This is a genomic window from Agromyces sp. S2-1-8 (assembly GCF_021129215.1).
Classification (GTDB): Bacteria; Actinomycetota; Actinomycetes; order Actinomycetales; family Microbacteriaceae; genus Agromyces; species Agromyces chromiiresistens.
The window spans coordinates 235,105-254,937 of record NZ_JAJOLP010000001.1 but is presented as its reverse complement, the minus strand read 5'-3'; the positions used below and the strand labels follow the sequence as shown (position 1 = coordinate 254,937).

General features: G+C 73.0%; 18 protein-coding genes. 9 read left to right on the top strand and 9 right to left on the bottom strand.

From position 1 onward, the window contains the following. Positions 1-10 precede the first annotated feature (10 nt). The gene (gene tadA / locus LR269_RS01120) at positions 11-493 is read left to right on the top strand and encodes a tRNA adenosine(34) deaminase TadA (protein WP_231428874.1); all 483 of its coding nucleotides are present in this window, start codon (positions 11-13) and stop codon (positions 491-493) included. On the opposite strand, the gene LR269_RS01115 is transcribed toward tadA, so the two are convergent. Further along, complete coding sequence (locus LR269_RS01115) at positions 412-1,710, bottom strand: MFS transporter (RefSeq protein WP_231428873.1); 1,299 nt, start codon at positions 1,708-1,710, stop codon at positions 412-414. The two genes, tadA and LR269_RS01115, sit on opposite strands and share 82 nt — an antisense overlap. A gap of 104 nt (positions 1,711-1,814) precedes the next feature. Between LR269_RS01115 and LR269_RS01110 the strand changes: the two genes are divergently transcribed. Then, the gene (locus LR269_RS01110; protein WP_231428872.1) at positions 1,815-2,735 is read left to right on the top strand and encodes a winged helix-turn-helix transcriptional regulator; all 921 of its coding nucleotides are present in this window, start codon (positions 1,815-1,817) and stop codon (positions 2,733-2,735) included. 31 nt (positions 2,736-2,766) lie between these two features. On the opposite strand, the gene LR269_RS01105 is transcribed toward LR269_RS01110, so the two are convergent. Next, the gene (locus LR269_RS01105) at positions 2,767-3,537 is read right to left on the bottom strand and encodes a gamma-glutamyl-gamma-aminobutyrate hydrolase family protein (RefSeq protein WP_231428871.1); all 771 of its coding nucleotides are present in this window, start codon (positions 3,535-3,537) and stop codon (positions 2,767-2,769) included. Continuing rightward, entirely contained in the window at positions 3,534-4,496 is a 963-nt protein-coding gene (locus LR269_RS01100; RefSeq protein WP_231428870.1) for a cation diffusion facilitator family transporter, read from the bottom strand. Before LR269_RS01100 ends, LR269_RS01105 begins: the two co-directional genes overlap by 4 nt. A gap of 58 nt (positions 4,497-4,554) precedes the next feature. Here LR269_RS01100 and proC point away from each other — a divergent pair, with 58 nt between their 5' ends. The 4 genes from proC to LR269_RS01080 all read left to right on the top strand — a co-directional run bounded on the left by proC (position 4,555) and on the right by LR269_RS01080 (position 8,542). After that, positions 4,555-5,403 (top strand): pyrroline-5-carboxylate reductase, encoded by an 849-nt coding sequence (proC, locus tag LR269_RS01095; RefSeq protein WP_231428869.1) that lies wholly within the window; start codon positions 4,555-4,557, stop codon positions 5,401-5,403. Then, positions 5,400-6,767, top strand: coding sequence for a beta-N-acetylhexosaminidase (locus LR269_RS01090; RefSeq protein ID WP_231428868.1), 1,368 nt, complete (start codon positions 5,400-5,402; stop codon positions 6,765-6,767). The genes proC and LR269_RS01090 overlap by 4 nt, the downstream gene beginning before the upstream one ends. Before the next feature lie 96 nt (positions 6,768-6,863). After that, the gene (locus LR269_RS01085; protein WP_231428867.1) at positions 6,864-7,253 is read left to right on the top strand and encodes a YciI family protein; all 390 of its coding nucleotides are present in this window, start codon (positions 6,864-6,866) and stop codon (positions 7,251-7,253) included. Next, the gene (locus LR269_RS01080) at positions 7,250-8,542 is read left to right on the top strand and encodes a DUF6596 domain-containing protein (protein ID WP_231428866.1); all 1,293 of its coding nucleotides are present in this window, start codon (positions 7,250-7,252) and stop codon (positions 8,540-8,542) included. The genes LR269_RS01085 and LR269_RS01080 overlap by 4 nt, the downstream gene beginning before the upstream one ends. A 92-nt stretch (positions 8,543-8,634) precedes the next feature. Here the strand turns inward: LR269_RS01080 and LR269_RS01075 are convergent, their stop codons facing one another. After that, the gene (locus tag LR269_RS01075; RefSeq protein ID WP_231428865.1) at positions 8,635-8,871 is read right to left on the bottom strand and encodes a hypothetical protein; all 237 of its coding nucleotides are present in this window, start codon (positions 8,869-8,871) and stop codon (positions 8,635-8,637) included. 271 nt (positions 8,872-9,142) lie between these two features. Here LR269_RS01075 and LR269_RS01070 point away from each other — a divergent pair, with 271 nt between their 5' ends. Next, positions 9,143-10,723: an SDR family oxidoreductase gene (locus tag LR269_RS01070; protein ID WP_231428864.1), complete on the top strand. Its 1,581-nt coding sequence runs from the start codon at positions 9,143-9,145 to the stop codon at positions 10,721-10,723. 32 nt (positions 10,724-10,755) lie between these two features. Here LR269_RS01070 and rlmC read toward each other — a convergent pair whose 3' ends face one another. Further along, a complete protein-coding gene (gene rlmC, locus LR269_RS01065; RefSeq protein ID WP_231428863.1) occupies positions 10,756-11,925 on the bottom strand; it encodes a 23S rRNA (uracil(747)-C(5))-methyltransferase RlmC in 1,170 nt (389 codons plus the stop codon). A gap of 276 nt (positions 11,926-12,201) precedes the next feature. Here rlmC and LR269_RS01060 point away from each other — a divergent pair, with 276 nt between their 5' ends. Further along, positions 12,202-14,112, top strand: coding sequence for an NAD(P)-binding protein (locus LR269_RS01060; RefSeq protein WP_231428862.1), 1,911 nt, complete (start codon positions 12,202-12,204; stop codon positions 14,110-14,112). Between the two features lie 43 nt (positions 14,113-14,155). Here LR269_RS01060 and LR269_RS01055 read toward each other — a convergent pair whose 3' ends face one another. After that, a complete protein-coding gene (locus LR269_RS01055) occupies positions 14,156-14,836 on the bottom strand; it encodes a flavin reductase family protein (protein WP_231428861.1) in 681 nt (226 codons plus the stop codon). Positions 14,837-14,956: 120 nt separating this feature from the next. Between LR269_RS01055 and LR269_RS01050 the strand changes: the two genes are divergently transcribed. Continuing rightward, positions 14,957-15,517 (top strand): DUF402 domain-containing protein, encoded by a 561-nt coding sequence (locus LR269_RS01050; protein ID WP_231428860.1) that lies wholly within the window; start codon positions 14,957-14,959, stop codon positions 15,515-15,517. A gap of 24 nt (positions 15,518-15,541) precedes the next feature. Here the strand turns inward: LR269_RS01050 and LR269_RS01045 are convergent, their stop codons facing one another. The 3 genes from LR269_RS01045 to LR269_RS01035 form a co-directional block, all read right to left on the bottom strand. After that, positions 15,542-16,351 carry an LLM class flavin-dependent oxidoreductase gene (locus tag LR269_RS01045; protein ID WP_231428859.1) on the bottom strand — a complete coding sequence of 270 codons (810 nt, stop codon included), beginning with the start codon at positions 16,349-16,351 and terminating at the stop codon, positions 15,542-15,544. 264 nt (positions 16,352-16,615) lie between these two features. Next, on the bottom strand, positions 16,616-17,311 hold the full coding sequence (locus LR269_RS01040) for a response regulator transcription factor (protein WP_231428858.1): 696 nt from the start codon (positions 17,309-17,311) through the stop codon (positions 16,616-16,618). Then, entirely contained in the window at positions 17,308-19,830 is a 2,523-nt protein-coding gene (locus LR269_RS01035; RefSeq protein ID WP_231428857.1) for an ATP-binding protein, read from the bottom strand. Before LR269_RS01035 ends, LR269_RS01040 begins: the two co-directional genes overlap by 4 nt. Positions 19,831-19,833: the final 3 nt, after the last annotated feature.

Below are 19,833 nucleotides of genomic sequence, written 5' to 3'. Positions count from 1 at the left end.
GGTGAACGGCATGGATGCTTCGGGGCCGGCGATCCACCGCGAGTGGATGCGCCTCGCGCTCGCCGAGGCCGCCCGGGCGCCCGCGACCCGCGACGTGCCGGTCGGCGCCGTCGTGATCGACCGCGAGGGCCGCGTCGTCGCCTCGAGCCGCAACGAGCGCGAGCTGCACGGCGACCCCACGGCGCACGCCGAGGTGATCGCGCTGCGCCGCGCCGCCGAGGCGACCGGCGACTGGCGGCTCGAGGGCTGCACGCTCGTCGTCACGCTCGAGCCGTGCGTGATGTGCGCGGGCGCGATCCTCGCCGCGCGGGTGCCGACCGTGGTGTTCGGCGCATGGGACGAGAAGGCCGGCGCCGCCGGGTCGCTCTACGACGTGCTGCGCGACCGCCGGCTCAACCATCGGGTCGAGGTCTATGCGGGCGTCGAGGCCGAGGCATCCGCGGCGCTGCTGCTCGAGTTCTTCGAGGACCCGCTGCGCCGCCCCTCGTCGTAGTCCTCGAGGTTGCGGAGCCTGCGCACCGGGCTGAACCACACGATGAACGGGCCGAGCAGCAGGATGAACGCGGACCCGAGCAGCACCGACCGGCTGCCCACCTGCGCGGCGAGCAGGCCCGCGACGACGGCGCCGACCGGAATCATGCTCCACGAGACGAAGCGCACCGTCGCCATGACGCGCGAGAGCAGCTCGGGCGGGCTGGCCACCTGCCGGTACGTGCGCGTCACGACGCTGCCGGGCACGACCGCGGCGCCGAACACGAGGGTGCCGATCGCGAAGCACAGCCAGCCGGCCGCCCCGGCGCCGAGGGGAATGAGCGCGGCCCCGGCGAACCCGACCAGCCCGTCGACGAGCAGTACCCGTGCCGACCCGAAGCGGCGGACGAGCCAGGGTGTGGCCGCCGCGGCGAGCAGTGAACCGACGCCGTCGGCGGCGAGCAGCACTCCCACCATGGCGGGCGGCGCCTCGAGGTCGCGCACCAGGTACACCGCGAACAGTCCGGCCTGCACGCCGCAGACGAGGTTGACGACGCACGCCCACCAGGTGGCGGGCGCCATCACCGGGTGCCGCACCACGAACCGCCACCCCTCGGCGATCATCGCCCCCATCCCGGCGCGGGCGGCGCCGTCGGCCGGGGCGGGTTCGCGCCGCTCGGGCAGCCGGCGCAGGAGCAGCGCCGACGTGACGTAGGAGGCGACGTCGACGAGCAGCGCGGGCACCGCGCCGACCGCCTGCACGAGCAGGCCGGCGAGCGAGGGCCCGCCGAGCTGGGTCGCGGCCTGGGTGCCGGAGACGAGGCTGTTCCGGCTCGTCAGCTCGTGCTTCGGTACGACGGACGGCAGGAACGTCGTGTTGGCCGTGAAGTAGAACACCTCGGCCACGTTCACCGCGAGCGCCGTGAGGACGAGGTGCACGAGCGAGAGCTCGCCCAGCCACCAGACGAGCGGCACCATGACGATCGCCGCGGCGCGCACCAGGTCGGCGACGACCTGCGTCGCGCGCAGCGGCAGCCGATGCACGATCGCTCCCGCCGGCAGGCCGAGCACCACCCAGGCGAGGTACGACGACGCGGCGAGCAGGCCCGTCTCGACCGGACCGGCATGGAGCACGGTGACGGCCGTCAGCGGCAGCGCGACGGCGGTGACCGCGGTGCCGACGCCGCTCGTCGTGCTCGCGGTCCAGTAGATCCAGAACGGCCGTGCACTCGTGGCCACCGGCGACCTCCTCGATCGGGACGGGATCAGGTAAGTTCCATATTGGAACTTACAGTATGGACGAACCCCGGCGCATCAGCGGCGGGCAGGAGAGAATGGACGGCATGCGCCGCGAGGACCTCACCGACAGCTCGTGCGGCATCGCGCAGTCGCTCGCGATCGTCGGCGACTGGCAGAGCCTGCTGATCGTGCGCGAGGCCGCCGCGGGGGTCACCCGGTTCGACGGGTTCGCCCGCGAGCTCGGCCTCTCGCGTCGCGCGCTCGCCGAGCGACTCGGCGCGCTCGTCGAGCACGGGGTGCTCGAGAAGGTGCCGTACTCGGAACGGCCGCCGCGGCACGACTACCGCCTGACGGCGAGCGGCGAGGGGTTGCTGCCGGTGCTGCTCGCGCTGCAGGAGTGGGGCTCGCGGTTCGTCATGGGCGACGGCACGCTGAGCGGCGCGCTCGGCGACGGCGACCTCGCGCGGGTCCGCGCCCTCGAGGGAGCGCACGTACCCGACGTCGAGCTCGCGGCGCACGACGGGTCCGCCGCCCGTCTCGTCGACCCCGACCGGTGGACGGCGCTGTTCTTCTTCCCCGGCGCCTACGCGCCCGGCACGCACGGCTACCCGCCGCACTGGGGCGAGGTGCCCGGCACGACCGGCTGCACGCTCGAGTGCGTCACGTACGGCCGGCGCCACGCGGCGCTCGCCGAGGCCGGCGCACGGGTGCTCGGCGTGAGCACGCAGCATCCCGAGCAGCTCGCAGCCTTCGCGGCGCACGCCGACCTGCCCTACCTGCTCGCCTCCGACCAGGACGGCCTCGCAGCGTCAGCGCTGCGGCTCCCCGTGTTCCGCGCCGGCGGTGCCGATCGGCTGAAGCGCGTCACCCTGCTCGTCGACCCCGAGGGCGTCGTGCGGCACATCCAGGCACCCGTGACCGACCCGGCCCAGTCGGTCGACGACGTGCTCGCGCTCGTGCGCGATCTCGCCGGTCCTCCCACTCCTCGGGAGGCGTCGCGCATCGACGGCGGCGCGCACTCCTGACCCGGCGCGGTGGCCGGGCGGGCGGTCGCGCCTACTCGGCCACCGCTGTCGTGGCGCGGGCGTCGAGCCCCGCGAGGTACTCGCCGAACAGCAGCGCGGATGCCTCCTGCGCGCGCCGGCCGTGCTCGGCGTACCCGGCGCGCAGTTCGTCGCGACTCGTGCCGTGCTCGGGCAGCTCGTCGCCCCACGCGTCGAGCCACTCGTCGTGGATGACGTCGTCGACCTCGGGGTGGAACTGCACGGCGAGCAGCCAGTGGCCCTTCGCGAACGCCTGGTTCTCGTACTGCGGCGACGAGGCGAGTCGCACGACCCCGGAATCGGCCGGCAGCTCGAAGGTGTCGCCGTGCCACTGCACCGTCGGCACCCCGGCGAAGTGACGCAGCGGCGACGCCGCGCCCGCCTCGGTCGGCTCGACCTCGAGCCAGCCGACCTCCTTGCGCTCGCCCCGGTACGCCCGCCCGCCGAGCGATGCGGCGAGCAGCTGCGCACCGAGGCACACCCCGAAGACGGGGGCCTCGGCCGCGATGCGTTCGCGCAGCAGCTCGACCTCGTCGGCGAGGTACGGGTAGCGGTCGGTCTCGTAGACCGCCTCGTCACCGCCGAGCACGACGACGAGGTCGGCGCCGAGCGGGTCGAGCCCCGAGACGTCCGCGGTCGGGGTGTCGACCGTTACGATCTCGTAGCCGTTCGCCTCGAGCACCGGGCCGAGGTTGCCGAGGCCGATCGCCGAGTCGTGCCGCAGCACGAGCGCGGTGCGCGCGATCGCCGGCGCCGCGGAACCGGCCCGCGGACCAGCCGTCACTCGAGGCCCTTGATGACGATCGCGTCGGTCGGCGGCGCCGTCTGGTTCGGGTCGACGTAGACGTCGGGCTCGATGTAGATGACCCGGGCCGCGGGCACCGCATGCCGGATGCGCTGCTCGATGACGTTCGTCGCGGCGGCCACCTCGAGCAGGCGCTGGTCGGAGGCGAAGCCGAGCTTCGCGGCCACGAGCAGCTCGTCGGGCCCGAGGTAGAGGGTCTTCATGTGGATGATGCGCTCGGCCTCGGGACCGGCGAGGATCGCCTGCTCGATCTTCTGCACGTCGTCCTCGCCGGCGCCCTCGCCGACGAGCAGCGACTTCGTCTCGATGCCGAGCACGATCGCGACGACGACGAGCAGCGTGCCGATCATGAGCGTGCCGACCGCGTCGAACACGGGGTTGTGCGTGATCGCGGTGAGGCCGACGCCGAGGAGGGCGAAGACCAGACCGATGAGCGCCGCGACGTCCTCGAGCAGCACCACGGGCAGCTCGGGCGCCTTCGCGCGTCGCACGAACTGCACCCAGCTCTGCCGGCCGCGCACCTGGTTCGACTCCTTCACCGCGGTGCGCAGCGAGAACGACTCGAGCACGATCGCGATCACGAGCACGGCGATCGGCACCCAGATGTTCGTCAGCTCGTGCGGGTGCTGCAGCTTGTCGACGCCCTCGTAGATCGAGAACACGCCGCCGACCGAGAACAGGATGATCGACACGATGAACGCGTAGACGTAGCGCTCGCGGCCGTAGCCGAACGGGTGCTCCTTGTCGGCGACCTTGCGCGCCTTGCGGCCGCCGAAGATGAGCAGCACCTGGTTGCCCGAGTCGGCGAGCGAGTGCACCGCCTCGGCGAGCATCGAGGCCGAACCCGAGACCGCCCATGCGATGAGCTTCGTGATCGCGATGCCGAGGTTCGCGAGGAACGCCGCGATGATGGCTTTGGTACCGCCCGATGCACTCATGGCGTCAATCCTACGGAGGCCCGCGATCGCCCGCGTTCACGAAACCTAGGATGGTCGCATGAGTGCCGACGCCGTCGTGAAGCTGCCCGTCATCGCCTTCCTCGGGGCCGGTTCGATGTCGGGGGCGATCCTCTCGGGGCTCCTCCGGCCGGGTGTGGAGTCCGAGGGCATCCGCGCGACGAACCGGTCGGCGGCGAAGGCCGCCGCGCTCGCCGCGCTGCCCGGCGTCACGAGCGCTTCCACCGACGAGGATGCCTCGGCGAACCGCCGCGCGGTCGCCGGCGCGAAGGTCGTGGTCGTCGGGGTGAAGCCGGCGATGGTGCCCGGCCTGCTCCGCGAGATCGCCGACGCGCTCGAGCCCGGGACGGTCGTCGTGTCGGTCGCCGCGGGCGTCACGGTCGCGACGTACGAGTCGCTGCTGCCCGACACGGTCAGCGTCATCCGCACGATGCCGAACACCCCGGCCGTCGTCGGGCGCGCCGTGACCGGCGTCTCGCCCGGCACCCGCTCGAGCGACGACGACCTCGCCCTCGCGGTCGCGCTCTTCGAGACCGTCGGCGACGTGCTCGTCGTGCCCGAGTCGCAGCTCGACGCGCTGTCGACGATCTCGGGCTCGGGGCCGGCGTACGTCTTCTACCTCATCGAGCAGCTCACGGCGACGGCGATCGACAAGGGCTTCACGCCCGAGCAGGCCGCGACCATGGTGCAGGGCACGTTCCGCGGTGCGAGCGAGCTGCTCGCCGACGCGGGCGAGGAGCCGGCCGAGCTGCGTCGCCGGGTGACCAGCCCGAAGGGCACCACCGAGCGCGCGGTCGCCGTGCTCGAGGAGGCGTCGCTCAAGCAAACGTTCGACCGCGCGACCGACGCCGCGCTCGCACGTGCCCGCGAGCTGGCGGCCGGCGCGTGACCGTGGGGCGTCGGTCGAGGAGCGACGGAGGAGCGTTTCGAGACCACGTCGGGGAGGGTCTCGAGACGGCGCTGCGCGCCGACTCGACCGCCGCCGGCCTCCGCCTCGAGGGTGAGCCGCGCTTCGCGTGGCGCGGCGTCATGCTCGACGTCGCCCGGCGCTTCCGGCCGGTGGCCGATCTCGAGCGGTTCATCGACCTGCTCGCCGCGCACCGCATCAACGTGCTCCAGCTGCACCTCACCGACGACCAGGGCTGGCGGTTCGAGGTCCGCGCCTACCCGCGCCTCACCGAGGTCGGCGGACGGCGTTCGCAGACCCAGCTCGGCCACGGGCCGCACTCGACGCTCGACGGGGTTCCGCACGAGGGCTGGTACACCCATGGCGAACTGCGCGGGCTCGTGCGATTCGCGGCGGCGCGAGGCATCCGCATCGTGCCCGAGATCGACGTGCCGGGGCACGCGCAGGCGATCCTCGCCGCGTATCCCGAGTTCGGGGTCGGCGGCGCCGAGGCCGTGAGCGAGCGCGTCGCCGAGCCGTGGCCGCGGTTCGGCATCAGCGACGAGGTGCTGAACGTCGACGACGCGACGCTCGAGTTCGTCGGCACCGTGTTCGACGAGCTGTGCGAGGTGTTCGACTCCGAGTTCATCGGCATCGGCGGCGACGAGGTGCGCAAGGATCGCTGGCGGGCCGACCCGCGCACGCAGGAGCTCATGGCCGAGCGCGGGCTCACGACCGAGGAGGAGCTGCAGTCGTGGTTCCTCGCGCGCATCGCCGACCGCGTACGCGGCCACGGCCGCCGGGTCGTCGGCTGGGACGAGATGCTCGAGGGCCGCGACCCCGCACCCGACGCGATCGTGGCGTCGTGGCGCGGGCCGGTCGGCGCCGAGCTGGGCGCGCGGCTCGGGCACGACGTCGTGCTGTGCCCCGACCTGTGGACCTACCTCGACTACCGGCAGTCCGACCTGCCCGAGGAGCCGATCCCGGTCGGCACCGTGCTGTCGGTCGAGGACGTCGGCACCTTCGACCCCGTGCCCGCCGAGTCGCCGGCCTGGTTCGCCGACCGCGTGGCGGGCGTGCAGGCGAACGTCTGGTGCGAGCATCTCGACGGTCGCGATCGGCTCGACTACGCGGTGTTCCCGCGGCTCGGGGCGTTCGCCGAGGTCGCCTGGAACGGCGGGCCCGTCGACCCCGACGACTTCGCCGCCCGGCTGCCCGGGTATCTCGCCTGGCTCGATGCGCGGGGTGTCGCCTACCGGCCGCCCTCGGGGCCGCGGCCCGACCAGCAGCGGCCGGGGGTGCCGGGTGCGCCGCGCGACCGGGCCGACCGGCTCGCCGAGCTCGCGCGCCTCACGGCGAACCTCTGAGTTTCACGGCCGGGTGTCGATTTCGAGCGGCCGAGTTCGTCACCATGGTGTGACGAACGTCGTCACGTGCCCGAAAGGGCCGACGAAGGAGACGCCATGACCGACACGTACATGTACCTCATCCACGAGCCCGACTGGGACTCGGACGCGTTCCTGAACGGGGGCGGCGGCGTGCCCGGCGGCGACCCCGAGAACAACTTCCCCGCGCACAAGGCCTTCCAGGAGGCCGTCGTGAAGCTCGGCGCCCGCCTCGTCGGCGGTGCCGCCCTGCAGAACGCGCGGCACGGCGGGCGGGTCACCCCCGGCGACGGCGACCGGGTGCTCGACGACGCGGTCTACTCCGACGGGCCCTACCCCGACACGACCGAGGTGGTCTCGGGCTACTACCTCGTCGAGACCGACGACGAGCAGCTCGCCCGGCAGATCGCCGCCCTCGTGCCCACCGGCGGGCACATCGAGTGGCGCAAGGTGTTCCCCGTCTCGTGAGCGAGTCGGTCGCCGGCCTCGGCGAGGACTTCGTCGACGCCTGGCCGCGGATCGTGCGCGCCCTCGCCGCCTACACGGGCAGCGTGGACGACGCGCAGGAGTACGCCGCCGAGGCCGTCGCGAGGGCCGTCGCCCGGGCCGGCGACGGTCCGCCGCTCGGCTCGCTCGCCGCGTGGTGCATCGCGGTCGGCAAGCGCGCCTTCATCGACGATCGCCGTCGCGCCGCGACCGAGCAGCGCCACGCCGAGCGGGTCGCCGCCGAACAGGCGACGGCCACCGACGAGGATGCCTCGGCCGAGGCATCCTCGATCGACGGGCCGCTCTCGAGCGGCGCGCTCGACGACCGCCTCGCCCTCCTGTTCGTGGCGTGCGATCCCGCACTCACCGAGCAGGCGCGGCTCGTGCTCGCGCTGCGGCTGGTCTGCGGGCTCGACGTGCCGCGCATCGCCGCCCACCTCGGTGTGCAGCCCTCCGCCGCGGCCGCCCGGCTGACGCGCGCGAAGCACGCGCTCGCCGAGGCGCGCGGGCGGTTCCACGTTCCCGAGGCGCCCGAGCGGCGGGTGCGGCTGCCCGTCGTGCTCGCGAGCGTCGCGGGCATGTTCACGGTCGCGCACCGCGACGTGCTCGACCCGCAGACGCCGTTCGACGACCTCGGCCGGCAGGCGCTGTCGATCGCCGACGCGCTCGTCGCCGAGTATCCCGACGACGCCGAGGTGCGGGGGCTGCGAGCGGTGATCCGACTGGGCCTCGCCCGCCGGCCGGGGCGACTCGACGAGGCGGGCGCGGCCCTGCCGCTCGACGAGGTCGACCGTCGGCTGTGGGACCGCCGGCTCATCGAGGCCGGCCTCGACGACGCGGCGGCCGCGGCCGATCGCGGCGACGGGAGGTTCGTGCTCGAGGCCGCCATCGCGGGCCTGCACAGCACTGCGCCGAGCTTCGCCGCGACCGACTGGGACCGGGTCGTCGGCTTCTACCGCGCGCTGGAACGGGTGTGGGGTGCACCGTCGGTGACGGTTGCGCGGCTGTCGGCCGAACTGCACCGGGCGCTGCTCGCCTCGCCGTCGGGGGAGCGCACGGCCGTGCTGCGGAGGGTGTCGAGCGAGTTGCGCGCGCTCGCCGAGGGCTCGGCACCGTATGCGGCGGTCGACGCGAGGCTCGCGCTCGCCGACCTCGACTGGCGCACCGGGCGTCGCGCCGAGGCGTCGGCGCAGTACGCCGAGCTCGCCGGGCTCGTGCCGACCGAGCCGGTGCGGCGGTTCTGCCTGGCGCGGGCGGGCGCGACCCGCTGAGCACCCCGAGACGCAGATCGGCCGGGAAGCGACCATCGCTCCCCGGCCGATGAGGCGCGGTCGGGCGCTCAGCGCCGTCGACCGCCCGGGCCTCAGCCCGCGTGCTTCGCGTCGTGCCCGCGGCGTGCGTGGGTCACGGCGCGCACGAGCTTGACCACGAGGTACGTGGCGGCACCGAGCGCGAGGGCGGCAGCTCCGGAGAGCAGCCCGGCGTTCGTCGCCGTCGTCGTGCCGGCCTCGAGCTCGTTCAGGTAGCCGAACGTGAAGCCGATGAAGAACACCCATACCGCGACGATGACGGTCGTGGGGATGATTCCGATCCTTCGCATGTCACCTCCTTTCGCGTGACCTTCCAGTATAGCCGATTCGGAATGAAACACCTGAACAGGGGTGAATTCGCCGGAAGGGATTGCGGGGCCGACGACGCCGGGGCGCGCGCCGGGTGCACGTCGCTTCGCCATCCTTCCGCAGACTCCGAGCTCGGTTGGCTGCGCCCGGATGAAGGTGGATGATGGGCATCGAGCGGGCAGGACGCGGAGTCCGCCGGGTGTCGACGGCTTCGCGAGACGCTGAGGCCCGTGCTCCGGGAGGTGTTGGGGAATGAGCGTTGACGCCCTGACGGCACCGACGGGGCGCGAACCCGCACTGCGGTCACGCCTGCGCGGCGACGGCACCGCCGAGCGGGTGCTGGTCCTGGGCTCGACGGGGTACATCGGCGGGAGGCTCGTGCCGCGACTTCTCGCGGCCGGTTACGGCGTGCGGGTCCTCGTGCGCAGCCCCGAGCGGTTGGCGGCTTTCGCGTGGGGCTCCGACGTGGACGTGGTCGTCGGTGACGCCCGTGACGCCGACGTCGTCGGTCGTGCGATGCAGGACGTCGACGTCGTGTGGTACCTCATCCACTCGATGACGAGCGGCCGGCGATTCGCGGACCTCGATCGCAGGGTGGCGCTGGTCGCCTCACGGGCGGCACGTCACGCGAACGTCCGCCGCATCGTGTACCTGGGTGGTCTGCACCCGCCGGGCGCGGAGCTCTCCGACCACCTGCGTTCCCGAGTGGAGGTCGGAGAGATCCTGCTCGGTTCCGGAGTGCCGACCGTGGCCCTGCAAGCGGGGGTCGTGATCGGGTCGGGGTCGGCATCCTTCGAGATGATCCGCCATCTCACCGAGGTGCTTCCGTACATGCCCGCCCCCCGATGGGTCAGGAACTTCATCCAGCCCATCGCGGTACGCGACGTGCTCTACTACCTCCTCGCCGCTGCGCACCTCCCGGCCGTGGTGAACCGGACGCTCGACATCGGCGGCCCGGACGTGTGGCGGTACGGCCAGATGATGAACGGCTATGCGATCGAAGCGGGCCTGCCGCAGCGCGGGATCGCCGCACTCCCGGTCCTCACGCCGAGCCTCGCATCGCACTGGGTCGACCTCGTGACCCCGATACCTCGTGCGCTGGCACGACCGCTGGTCGAGTCGCTGCAGAACGACTGCGTCATGCAGAACCACGACATCGATGCGCTCATCCCGCCGCCGCCGGGCGGGCTCACGCCGTATCGGGAGGCGGTGTCGTTGGCGCTCGGCCGCGTCGAGAACGACGAGGTCGAGACGAGTTGGCTCGATGCCAAGGTGCCCGAGGCGCCGAGCGACCCGTTGCCCAGCGACCCCGACTGGGCGGGTCGCACCGTGTACACCGACGATCGATCGCGAGAGACCTCCGCGAGCGTCGCGGCGCTGTGGTCGGTGATCGCCGGCATCGGCGGCGAGAACGGGTGGTACTCGACGCCGCTGCTCTGGTCGCTCAGAGGCTGGGCCGACCGGCTCGTCGGCGGTGTCGGCCTCGCGCGCGGGCGTCGCAGCCGAACGCGTGTCGCCGTCGGCGACGCGATCGACTTCTGGCGGGTCGAGGCCTGCGAGGAAGAACGCCTGCTCAGGCTCCGCGCCGAGATGAAGCTGCCGGGCCGCGCGTGGCTGGAATTGCGTTGCGAACCCAACGGCGGCGGTTCCCGGTACACCCAGCGGGCCGTGTACTTCCCCAAGGGCCTGACCGGACGCCTCTACTGGTGGGCGATCCTCCCGTTCCACGGCATCATCTTCGCCGGCATGCAGAACCTGATCGTCGCGATCGCGGAGGCCAGGGATCGGGCCTCGATGCCGAGTCCGCCCGGCGGCCACTCGACCTCGAAGTGACGCGGTCGCGGCGCGAGACCGGCGGCATCCGGTCAGCGCCGCCCGAGCAGCACCATCACCTCGAAGTGCGTCGTCTGCGGGAACATGTCGAACACGCGCGCCCGCACCGGCCGCAGCGACGGCATCGCCGCGAGGTCCTTCGCGAGCGAGGCGGCGTTGCAGCTCGAGTACAGCACGTGCGACACGTCGGATGCCTCGAGCCAGTGCGCGAGCTCGGGGCCGATGCCGCGCCGGGGCGGATTGACGATGACGAGGTCGGGGGCGTCGGCGGGCCGCGCGCGAAGCGCGAAGTCGGTCGCGTCGCCCGCGGCGAACCGGAGGCGTGAGAGCGCGGCATCCGTTCTGCTCAACTCGGCGCTCGCGACCGCCTCGACGCTCGTCTCGATGCCCGTGACCGCAGGGCCCGCGCCGTCGGCCGAGCCCGCGGTGCTCGCCGAGCCGGCTGCGCCGGCGATGTGCAGGGCGAACCCGCCGACGCCCGAGTAGAGGTCCCACGCCGAGTCGGGGGCGAGGTCGCGGATCCAGGTGCGGGCCTCGGCGTAGAGCGCGGCCGCGATCGCGGTGTTGGTCTGGAAGAAGCTCTGCGGGCGCAGGTGCATCGTCACGTCGTTGAGCCGCATCGGCAGTGTCTCGGCCTCGGTGAGCACGATCTCGTGCTCGCCCTCGAGCACCGCCTTGTGCTCGGGCAGCACGTTCGCGGTCACGACGCGCGCGTTCGGCAGCTCGGCGAGGAGCGTCGGCAGGTGCTTGCGGATGCGGGCGACCGGCTCGGTCGAGCGCAGCACGAAGCGCACCATGAGCTCGCCGTCGGGCGACTCGGTGACGATGAGGTGCTTGAGTTCGCCCGAGCGACGGCGTACGTCGTACGGAGTGATACGGGCGAGGGTGATGAAGCGGGCGAGCACGGGGAACGCCGCCCGGTGGCCGTCGGAGCAGATGCCGCACGCCTGCAGGTCGATGCCGTAGCCGTCGGCGTCGAGGATGCCGATCGTGGGAGCGTCGACCGTGCCGCCGACGACCATCTTCGCCTTGTTGCGGTAGGCGTCCTCGCGACTGGCGACCGGCGGCTCCCAGTGGCCGACGCCGAACGGCGCGAGCAGCGCTTCGGCGTGCGCCTGCTTGTCGGCGAGCTGGAGGTCGTACCGTCGGCCCATGAGCGCGCACGAGGTACAGCGCCCGGCGTCGAAGTACGAACAGTCCACGGGTTCAATCCTCGCATCCGGCCCGCCCGCGCCGGGATGTCGAGCGAACGGACGGGACATGCGGGCGACGACGATCCGCGCGGCATCGCGGCTGCGTCGCCGCTGCGGATTCCGTCGGATCGTCGGTCGGCGACAGACGAGTTCGACCGACTTCGCAGATTGTTCAACGAAATCCTTGACCCTCGTCGAACCCGCTCGTTAGCCTGCGGACACGCGGGGCCACGGGCTCGCGGACATCGGACGACGCAGACGAAGTGGACGACGAAGGGGTCTGACATGGCGAAGCACGGAGATGAAGAACTCGGGATGTCGGCGGGCATCAGCCGGCGCGACCTGCTCAACGGCATGGCCGTCGCGGCCGGCGCGGCGGCGCTGACCGCGGTGCCCGGCGGGGCGGCGCACGCCCAGGCGGGTGGCGGGCATGCGGCGGCGAGCCGGCCGCGGCAGACGGGGCTCGTGGGGCAGACCGACTCGGCTCGACAGGCCGGGCACGGCGCGACGTTCGGCGGCGCCGACTTCGGCACGCCCAAGCGCACGGGGGAGGCGTACGACCTCGTCGTCGTGGGCGGCGGGGTGAGCGGGCTCGCGGCCGCCCACTTCTACCGCAAGCGGTTCGGTGCCGAGGCGCGCATCCTCGTGGTCGAGGCGCTCGCCGACTTCGGCGGCCACCAGCACCGCAACGAGTTCTCGGTGCGCGGGCGCACCCTGCTCAGCAACGGCGGAATGGTGAACCTCGACAGCCCCGACACCTGGAACGCGCCGTCGCTCGAGCTCATGGACGACCTCGGCATCGACTTCGCGGAGCTCGCGGAGGGCGTCGACACCGGCCTCTACGGATCGATGGGGCTCACGAACGGCTACTTCTTCCCCGAGGAGTCGTTCGGCGCCGACACCTTCCTGCGGCGGGCGCCGGGAGAGTCCACCGCGTCGCTCGTGTCACGCCTGCCGCTCTCGCAGCAGGCCCGCGACGACATCATGCGCATCGAGACGTTCGACGACGACGTGCTGCCCGGGCTCAGCGATGCCGAGAAGAAGCAGGCGCTCGCCCGCATGACCTACCGCGAGTACCTGCAGAATCTCGTCGGCGTCGGCGACGAGGCCCTCGTCTACTACCAGAAGCGCCCGCACGGCCTGTGGGGCGCCGGTATCGAGGCCGTGCCCGCCGGCGACTGCTGGGGCGTCGGCTATCCGGGCTTCGGCGGCCTCGGGCTGAGCCCCGAACCGTATCCCGGCATCGGCCGGACACCGGCGATGTCGCTCACGACGACCGACGAGGAGCTGTACTACTTCCCCGACGGCGGCGCGACCGTGTCGCGACTGCTCGTCTCTCGGCTCGTCCCGCAGGCGTTCGGCGGCGTGCAGACGCAGGAGAGCATCATCGGCGCCTCGGCCAACTACGCGCTGCTCGACCACCCGAAGTCGCCGGTCCGCATCCGCCTCAACAGCATGGCGACCGCCGTGCGCCACCGCGCCGGGACGAGCGGGCCGATCGACGTCGACTACGTCAACGGCGGCACGGCGTACCGGGTCGAGGCGAAGCACGTCGTCATGGCGTGCTGGAACGCGGTCTCGTCGTACATCGTCGACGGGTTGCCCGCCGAGCAGGTCGAGGCGATGCGCTACGGCGTGAAGGTGCCGCTCGTCTACGCCCGCGTCGCGGTGAAGAACTGGACCGCGTTCGCCGACGCCGGCGTCTCGCGGGTCACGCCGTACAACCACTTCTGGGACAGCCTCGGCCTCGCCACCCCGACCGACCAGGGCGGCTACCGGTCGGCGCGCGACCCCGAGGAGCCGATCGTCGTCACGCTGTCGAAGACGCCGAACCTGCCGGGCGAGCGCATCACCCGCGACCAGCACAAGGCCGGTCGCCGCGAGCTGCTGCAGGTGACGTTCGCGGACTTCGAACGAGACATCCGCGATCTCATGCAGCGCTCGCTCGGCGGCTTCGGGTTCGAGGCGAAGCGCGACATCGCTGCGATCACCGTGAACCGCTGGTCGCACGGCTACGCCTACGAGTACAACTCGATCGCCGACCCCGCGATCTTCGGCCCGCTCGAGCAGCAGCCGTTCCAGGCCGCGCGTCGTCGGCACGGCAACATCACGATCGCGAACTCCGACGCCCAGGCGTTCGGCTACACGCACGCCGCCGTCGACGAGGCGAGCCGCGCGGTCGCCGAGCTGAGCTGACGGGATGCCTCGCGGCTGAGCCCGCCGGTGCGCGCCGGCGGGCTCAGCCGCGGTACCACTCCTCGTCGATGCTCGCGAGGCGCGACGGCATCGTCTCGTCGCCGAGTCCGAAGAACCGCTGGAAGTTCATCATGAGGGGCCGCCAGCGCCCGGGGTCGATGCGGTTGGCGTGGCCGGGCATCCGCAGCGACTCGACCACGTGCACACGGGTGATGCCGAGTTCGACCGCCAGCAGGCTCGCCTCCGCCGTGGTCGCCGCGCCGCCCATCGGGTGGATCGTGACGACCCGCCCCTCCAGGTGCACGGGGAACTCGGCCACGCGCGGGGGCGCGACCGTCTCGGCCGCGATCGGCCGCACACCCGCTTCGGCGAACTTGTCGCGCACGTGCCGGTAGCCCGCCGCAGCCTTTCGGTCGGGGACCGGATTGCGGCCGGTCGTGAGGGCGAGCCGGTCGACCGCGTCGACGCCGGCGATCGAGGGCAGGTTGATCACCGCCTCGCCGTTCGCCAGGAGATTGCGGCCCGTCTGGCTGCGCGCCGCGACGCCGAGCATCGCGGTCTGGCCGAGCCACCACACCGACGAGTTCGGCGCGAGATTCGGATGCCCCTCCTCGTCGACGGTCGAGAGCAGCGACACCTGGCTGCCGAAGTAGAGGATCGCGGGCGCGATCGACGCATGCCGGGTGCCATGCGCGTGGGCGTCGAGCGAGGTCACGGTTCCCATGGGCGGCCTTCCTGGTCTGGGACTCCAGCCTCGCGGGCCGCGCACCGGGTGTCCGGCGAGTTCCGGACATGGCGTCGGCGGCGCCCGCGCCCGGGTTCTCCCCGGCGCTACGGTGGTCGGATGGACGTCCCATCGATGACCGGGCGCCGGTCGGGCGACACCGTGCGCGTGCGTGCAACGAAGTGGGACGGCTCGCCGCACTGGGCGTTCGACGGCGTCTGGCTCGGCGCCGACGAGCACGGCGGATGGATCGGCTTCCCGCCGGGCACGCGATTCGCGCGGCCGGGCGCGGAGTTCACGGCCGACTGGCCGTCGCTCACGCTCGTCACGCCGGCGGGCTGGGTGCCGGCCTTCAACCTCGGGCATCCGCGCGGACTCGGCACCTACGTCGACCTCGCCACGGTGCCCGAATGGCGCGCGGATGCCTCGGGCTTCACGGTCGCGTACGTCGACCTCGACCTCGACGTGGTCGAACGCGACGGCGAGGCTGCGTTCATCGACGACGAGGAGGAGTTCGCCGAGCATTCGGTGCGCTTCGGCTACCCCTCCGAGCTCGTGGCGCGGGTGCGTGCCGACGCCGACGGGGTGCTCGGGGCGGTGCGGCGCCGCGAACCGCCGTTCGACGGCGCGACCGCGGCGGCGTGGTTCGCCGCGCTCGCCGCACTGCCCGCGTTCGGATAGCGCCGCGGCGGACGTCGGCAGCCGTCAGCGGCCGGCGAGCCTCGCGACGAGCGGGCCGAGCACGGCGGCGTGCTCGTGCGACATCGTGACGTACGAGACGCCGGCGACCTCCCGCAGCCGCTCGAGGTGGGCGGCGTCGCGGTCGACGTCGCCCGAGAGGAGGGCCGCCGCGTCGGCCTCGCGCAGCCCTTCGGGCGTCAGCCCGAGCCGCGTCGACAGCCACTCGGGCAGGGACTCGCCCACGCCGGCGATCTGCAGCGCGATCTCGAGGTCGGTGCCCGCCCGATCCCGGGCGCGGGTCGCGAGCGCGGCCACCTCGTCGACCGTCGCGGTCGGCGGCACGGCGAGGGCGAGCGTGCGCGCATGGGCGCCGGCGAGGCGCAGCATCCGGTCGCCGTTGCCCGCGATCACGACCGGCAGGTCCGGCAGCTCGGCGTGCACGGCGATCAGCGCCCGCTCGACCGCGTCGACGCGCCGGCCGGGCGCACCCCAGTCGACGCCGAGCCGGAGGGCGTCGTGCTCGCCGCCGGGGCGCCCCGCGCCGAGGCCGAGCTCGAATCGCCCGCCCGCGAGCTCGTGCAGGGTCGACGCCTCGCGTGCGACGGCAGCCGCCGACCGCAGGGGCGCGGCGAGCACCCACGTGCCGAGGTGCAGCCGCTCGGTCGTCGTCGCGGCGGCCGCGAGTGCGAGGAACGGGGAGGCGGTACCGAGCGTGTCGGGCACGAGCAGCGACGAGAAGCCCGCCTGCTCGAGCTCGCGCGCAGTGGCGCCCCAGACGGCCGCCGTGCCGCGTCGCCCGACGACGGCGCCGAATCGGAAGGAGTGGTGGGTCATGCCTCGATCCTGCGCGAGCCGCGCCGGCCGCACATCCGCCCGGCGGCGACACTGCGCGTACTCCGTCGGAGGTAGGGCGCGGGTGACGAGCGGCGGCGGGTTCGCATCACTGGTCGTGTGGTCGTGTGGTCGTGTGGCCGTGTGGCCGTGTGGCCGTGTGGCCGTGTGGCCGTGTGGCCGCGTTCACCGGAGGGACGATCCCAGCTGGTCGGGCGGGGATCAACGCGCGATCCGGCGCGTGCGCTGCCGACGACCCGACGTCGCCTACGGCTCGAAGCGGTACCCGAGGCCCGGTTCGTTGAGGAAGTGGCGGGGCTCCGACGGCACCGGCTCGAGCTTGCGCCGCAGCTGCGCGACGTAGAGCCGCAGGTATCCGGCGTCGTTCGCGTGATACGGGCCCCACACCTCGCTCAGCAGCATCTCGCGCGTGAGCAGCCGCCCGGGGTGCTTGAGGAACAGCTCGAGGAGCCGCCACTCGGTCGGCGTCAGGCGAACGGATGCCTCGCGGCCGCCGCCCTCGGATGCGACGGGCCGCACGACCCGGGCGGCGAGGTCGACCTTCAGCTCGCCGACCCGATGCACGGCCGCCCCGTCGCCGTCGTCGGCCGGCCGGCGCGAGCGCGCACGGATGCGGGCGAGGAGCTCGTCCATCGCGAACGGCTTCGTGACGTAGTCGTCGGCACCGGCGTCGAGCGCCTCGACCTTCTCGCCCGAGTCGGTACGCCCTGACAGCACGAGGATCGGCACGCTCGACCACGCCCGAACGGCACGGATCACGTCGATGCCGTCGACCTTCGGCATGCCCAGGTCGAGCAGGATGAGATCGGGGTGCCCGTTGGCCGCCTGGTCGATGGCCTCGGCGCCGTCGCGCGCGTGCAGCACGTCGTACCCCCTCGCGGCGAGCGTGATGCGCAGGGCGCGCTGCAGCTGCTCGTCGTCGTCGGCGAGGAGGATCCTCATCGCGCCTCCTCGGGTGTCGCGGGTGGGCGGGCGTCGCGGTCGGCGGTCACGGCCGGCAGGGTGACCACCATCGTGAGTCCACCGCCCGGTGTGTCCTCGACCTCCAGTGTGCCGTCCATGCCCTCGACGAACCCCTTCGACAGGGCGAGTCCGAGTCCGAGCCCGGTCTCGTTGTCGGTGTCGCCGAGCCGCTGGAACGGTGTGAACACCTCGTCGCGGCGCTCGGGCGGGATGCCCGGACCCCGGTCGACGATGCGCAACTGCACGTGACCGCGGAATCCGGACGCCGCGAGCCGCACCCGCTCACCCACGGGGGAGTGCCGCACCGCGTTCGCGAGCAGGTTCACGACGACGCGCTGCAGCAGGCCCGCGTCGGCGAGCAGTTGCGGCGCATCGTCGGCGAGATCGAGTTCGACCTCGCCCGGCCCGAGCCCGAGCTCGTCGAGTGCGGGGAACACGACGTCGGCCGCCTCCACCGGTGCGAGCCGCACCGCGAGCGCCCCGGCCTGCACGCGGCTCACGTCGAGCAGGTTCGTGACGAGCTCGGCGAGCGAGTCGAGGCTCTCGGCGGCCGTGTCGAGCAGCTCCTGCCGCTCGTCGTCGGGCAGCCGTACCTCGGCCGACCTCAGCGCGCTGATGGCGGCCGAGGCAGAGGTGAGCGGTCGTCGCAGGTCGTGCCCGACCGCGGCGAGCAGCGCCGAGCGCACCCGGTCGGTCTCGGCGAGCGCGTCGGCGGTCTCGGCGGCACGGGCGAGCGCGCCGTGCTCGAGGGCCGCATCCATCTGGGTGGCGATGACCTGCAGCAGGCGCCGCTCCGAGGTATCGGGGTCGTGTCCGTGCAGCTCGAGCACGGCGCGGTCGGCGATGGGCAGCAGCGTGACGCGATCGTCGTTCGAGGGCTCGCCGTCGGCGACGACCGGCTCGCCGTCGACCAGGAGCCGCACGCCCGTCAGACCGAACGCCTCGCGCGTGCGGGTGACCATCGCCTGCAGGGCGTCCTCGCCGCGCAGCACGCTGCCGGCCATGGTCGCGAGCATCTGCGACTCGGCGGCCGCTCGCCGCGCCTCTCGGGTGCGGCGGGCGGCCTGGTCGACGACGTAGCTCACGAGCAGCGCGTTGGCGACGTAGAAGACGAGGGCCAGCAGTTGGCGCGGCTCGGCGATCGTGAGCGTGTAGAGCGGTTCGATGAAGAGGAAGTTCAGCGTGAGGCCCGAGAGCACGGCCGCGAACAGGGCCGGCCAGATGCCGCCGATGAGTGCGACGACGATGACGAGCAGCTGGTACGCGAGCACGTCGCTCGTGATCGACGACTCGGTGTGGAAGCGCGTCAGCACCCAGCTGAGCAGCGGCCCCGCGACGAGCGCCACGACGAATCCCATCACGAGCCGCGTGCGGCCGAGCGCGCCGCGCGCGAGCCGGGGCAGCGAGACCGCAGCACCGGCTGCGGCGTGGGTCACGATGTGCACGTCGATGTCGCCGGACTCGCGGATCACCGTCGCGCCGATGCCCGGCGGTGAGAACGCGGCCGCGAGGCGCGACCGGCGGCTGACGCCGATGACGAGCTGCGTCGCGTCCATCGACCGCGCGAACTCGACGAGCGCACGCGGCACGTCCTCGCCGACCACCTGGTGGAACGTGCCGCCCAGCTGCTCGACGAGCGTGCGCTGGGCGTCGAGCGCGCCGGGATGCCTCGCCCGCATGCCGTCGGGGTTCGTCACGTGCACGGCGATGAGCTCGCCGCCCGACGCGCGGGCGGCGATGCGGGCGCCGCGGCGCAGCAGGGTCTCGCCCTCGGGTCCGCCCGTGAGCGCGACGACGACGCGCTCGCGCGCCTCCCACTTGCGGTCGATGCCGTGCTCGGCCCGGTACTTCTTGAGCGCCTGGTCGACCTCGTCGGCGAGCCACAGCAGCGCGATCTCGCGGAGCGCGGTGAGGTTGCCGAGCCGGAAGTAGTTCGACAGCGCGGCGTCGATGCGCTCGGCGGGGTAGACGAGGCCGCCCGAGAGCCGGTCGCGCAGGGCCTGCGGCGACAGGTCGACGACCTCGACCTGGTCGGCGGCGCGCAGCACCCGGTCGGGGATGGTCTCGCGCTGCGGCACTCCCGTGATCTGCAGCACGACGTCGCCGAGCGACTCGATGTGCTGCGTGTTCACGGTCGAGACGACGTCGATGCCGGCGTCGAGCAGCTCCTCGACGTCCTGCCAGCGCTTCGCGTGGCGCGAGCCGGGGGCGTTCGTGTGGGCGAGCTCGTCGACGAGGGCGACCTCGGGCCGGCGCGCGAGCACCGCGTCGAGGTCCATCTCGTCGAGGGTCACGCCCCGGTGCTCGATCGCGCGTCGGGGCACGATCTCGAGCCCCTCGGCCATGTCGGCGGTCGCGCGCCGCCCGTGCGTCTCGACGAAGCCGACGACGACGTCGTGCCCCTCGCCGACGAGTCGCCTGCCCTCCTCGAGCATGGTGTAGGTCTTGCCGACGCCGGGAGCGGCACCCAGCAGCACCCGCAATCGCCCCCGCTTCATGTG

Coding starts and splice junctions, on each gene's coding strand:
- tadA (WP_231428874.1), top strand. CDS start 11: ATGGATGCTTCGGGGCCGGCGATCCACCGCGAGTGGATGCGCCTCGCG.
- LR269_RS01110 (WP_231428872.1), top strand. CDS start 1,815: ATGCGCCGCGAGGACCTCACCGACAGCTCGTGCGGCATCGCGCAGTCG.
- LR269_RS01100 (WP_231428870.1), bottom strand. CDS start 4,496: ATGAGTGCATCGGGCGGTACCAAAGCCATCATCGCGGCGTTCCTCGCG.
- proC (WP_231428869.1), top strand. CDS start 4,555: ATGAGTGCCGACGCCGTCGTGAAGCTGCCCGTCATCGCCTTCCTCGGG.
- LR269_RS01085 (WP_231428867.1), top strand. CDS start 6,864: ATGACCGACACGTACATGTACCTCATCCACGAGCCCGACTGGGACTCG.
- LR269_RS01075 (WP_231428865.1), bottom strand. CDS start 8,871: ATGCGAAGGATCGGAATCATCCCCACGACCGTCATCGTCGCGGTATGG.
- LR269_RS01070 (WP_231428864.1), top strand. CDS start 9,143: ATGAGCGTTGACGCCCTGACGGCACCGACGGGGCGCGAACCCGCACTG.
- LR269_RS01060 (WP_231428862.1), top strand. CDS start 12,202: ATGGCGAAGCACGGAGATGAAGAACTCGGGATGTCGGCGGGCATCAGC.
- LR269_RS01055 (WP_231428861.1), bottom strand. CDS start 14,836: ATGGGAACCGTGACCTCGCTCGACGCCCACGCGCATGGCACCCGGCAT.
- LR269_RS01050 (WP_231428860.1), top strand. CDS start 14,957: ATGGACGTCCCATCGATGACCGGGCGCCGGTCGGGCGACACCGTGCGC.
- LR269_RS01045 (WP_231428859.1), bottom strand. CDS start 16,351: ATGACCCACCACTCCTTCCGATTCGGCGCCGTCGTCGGGCGACGCGGC.
- LR269_RS01040 (WP_231428858.1), bottom strand. CDS start 17,311: ATGAGGATCCTCCTCGCCGACGACGACGAGCAGCTGCAGCGCGCCCTG.
- LR269_RS01035 (WP_231428857.1), bottom strand. CDS start 19,830: ATGAAGCGGGGGCGATTGCGGGTGCTGCTGGGTGCCGCTCCCGGCGTC.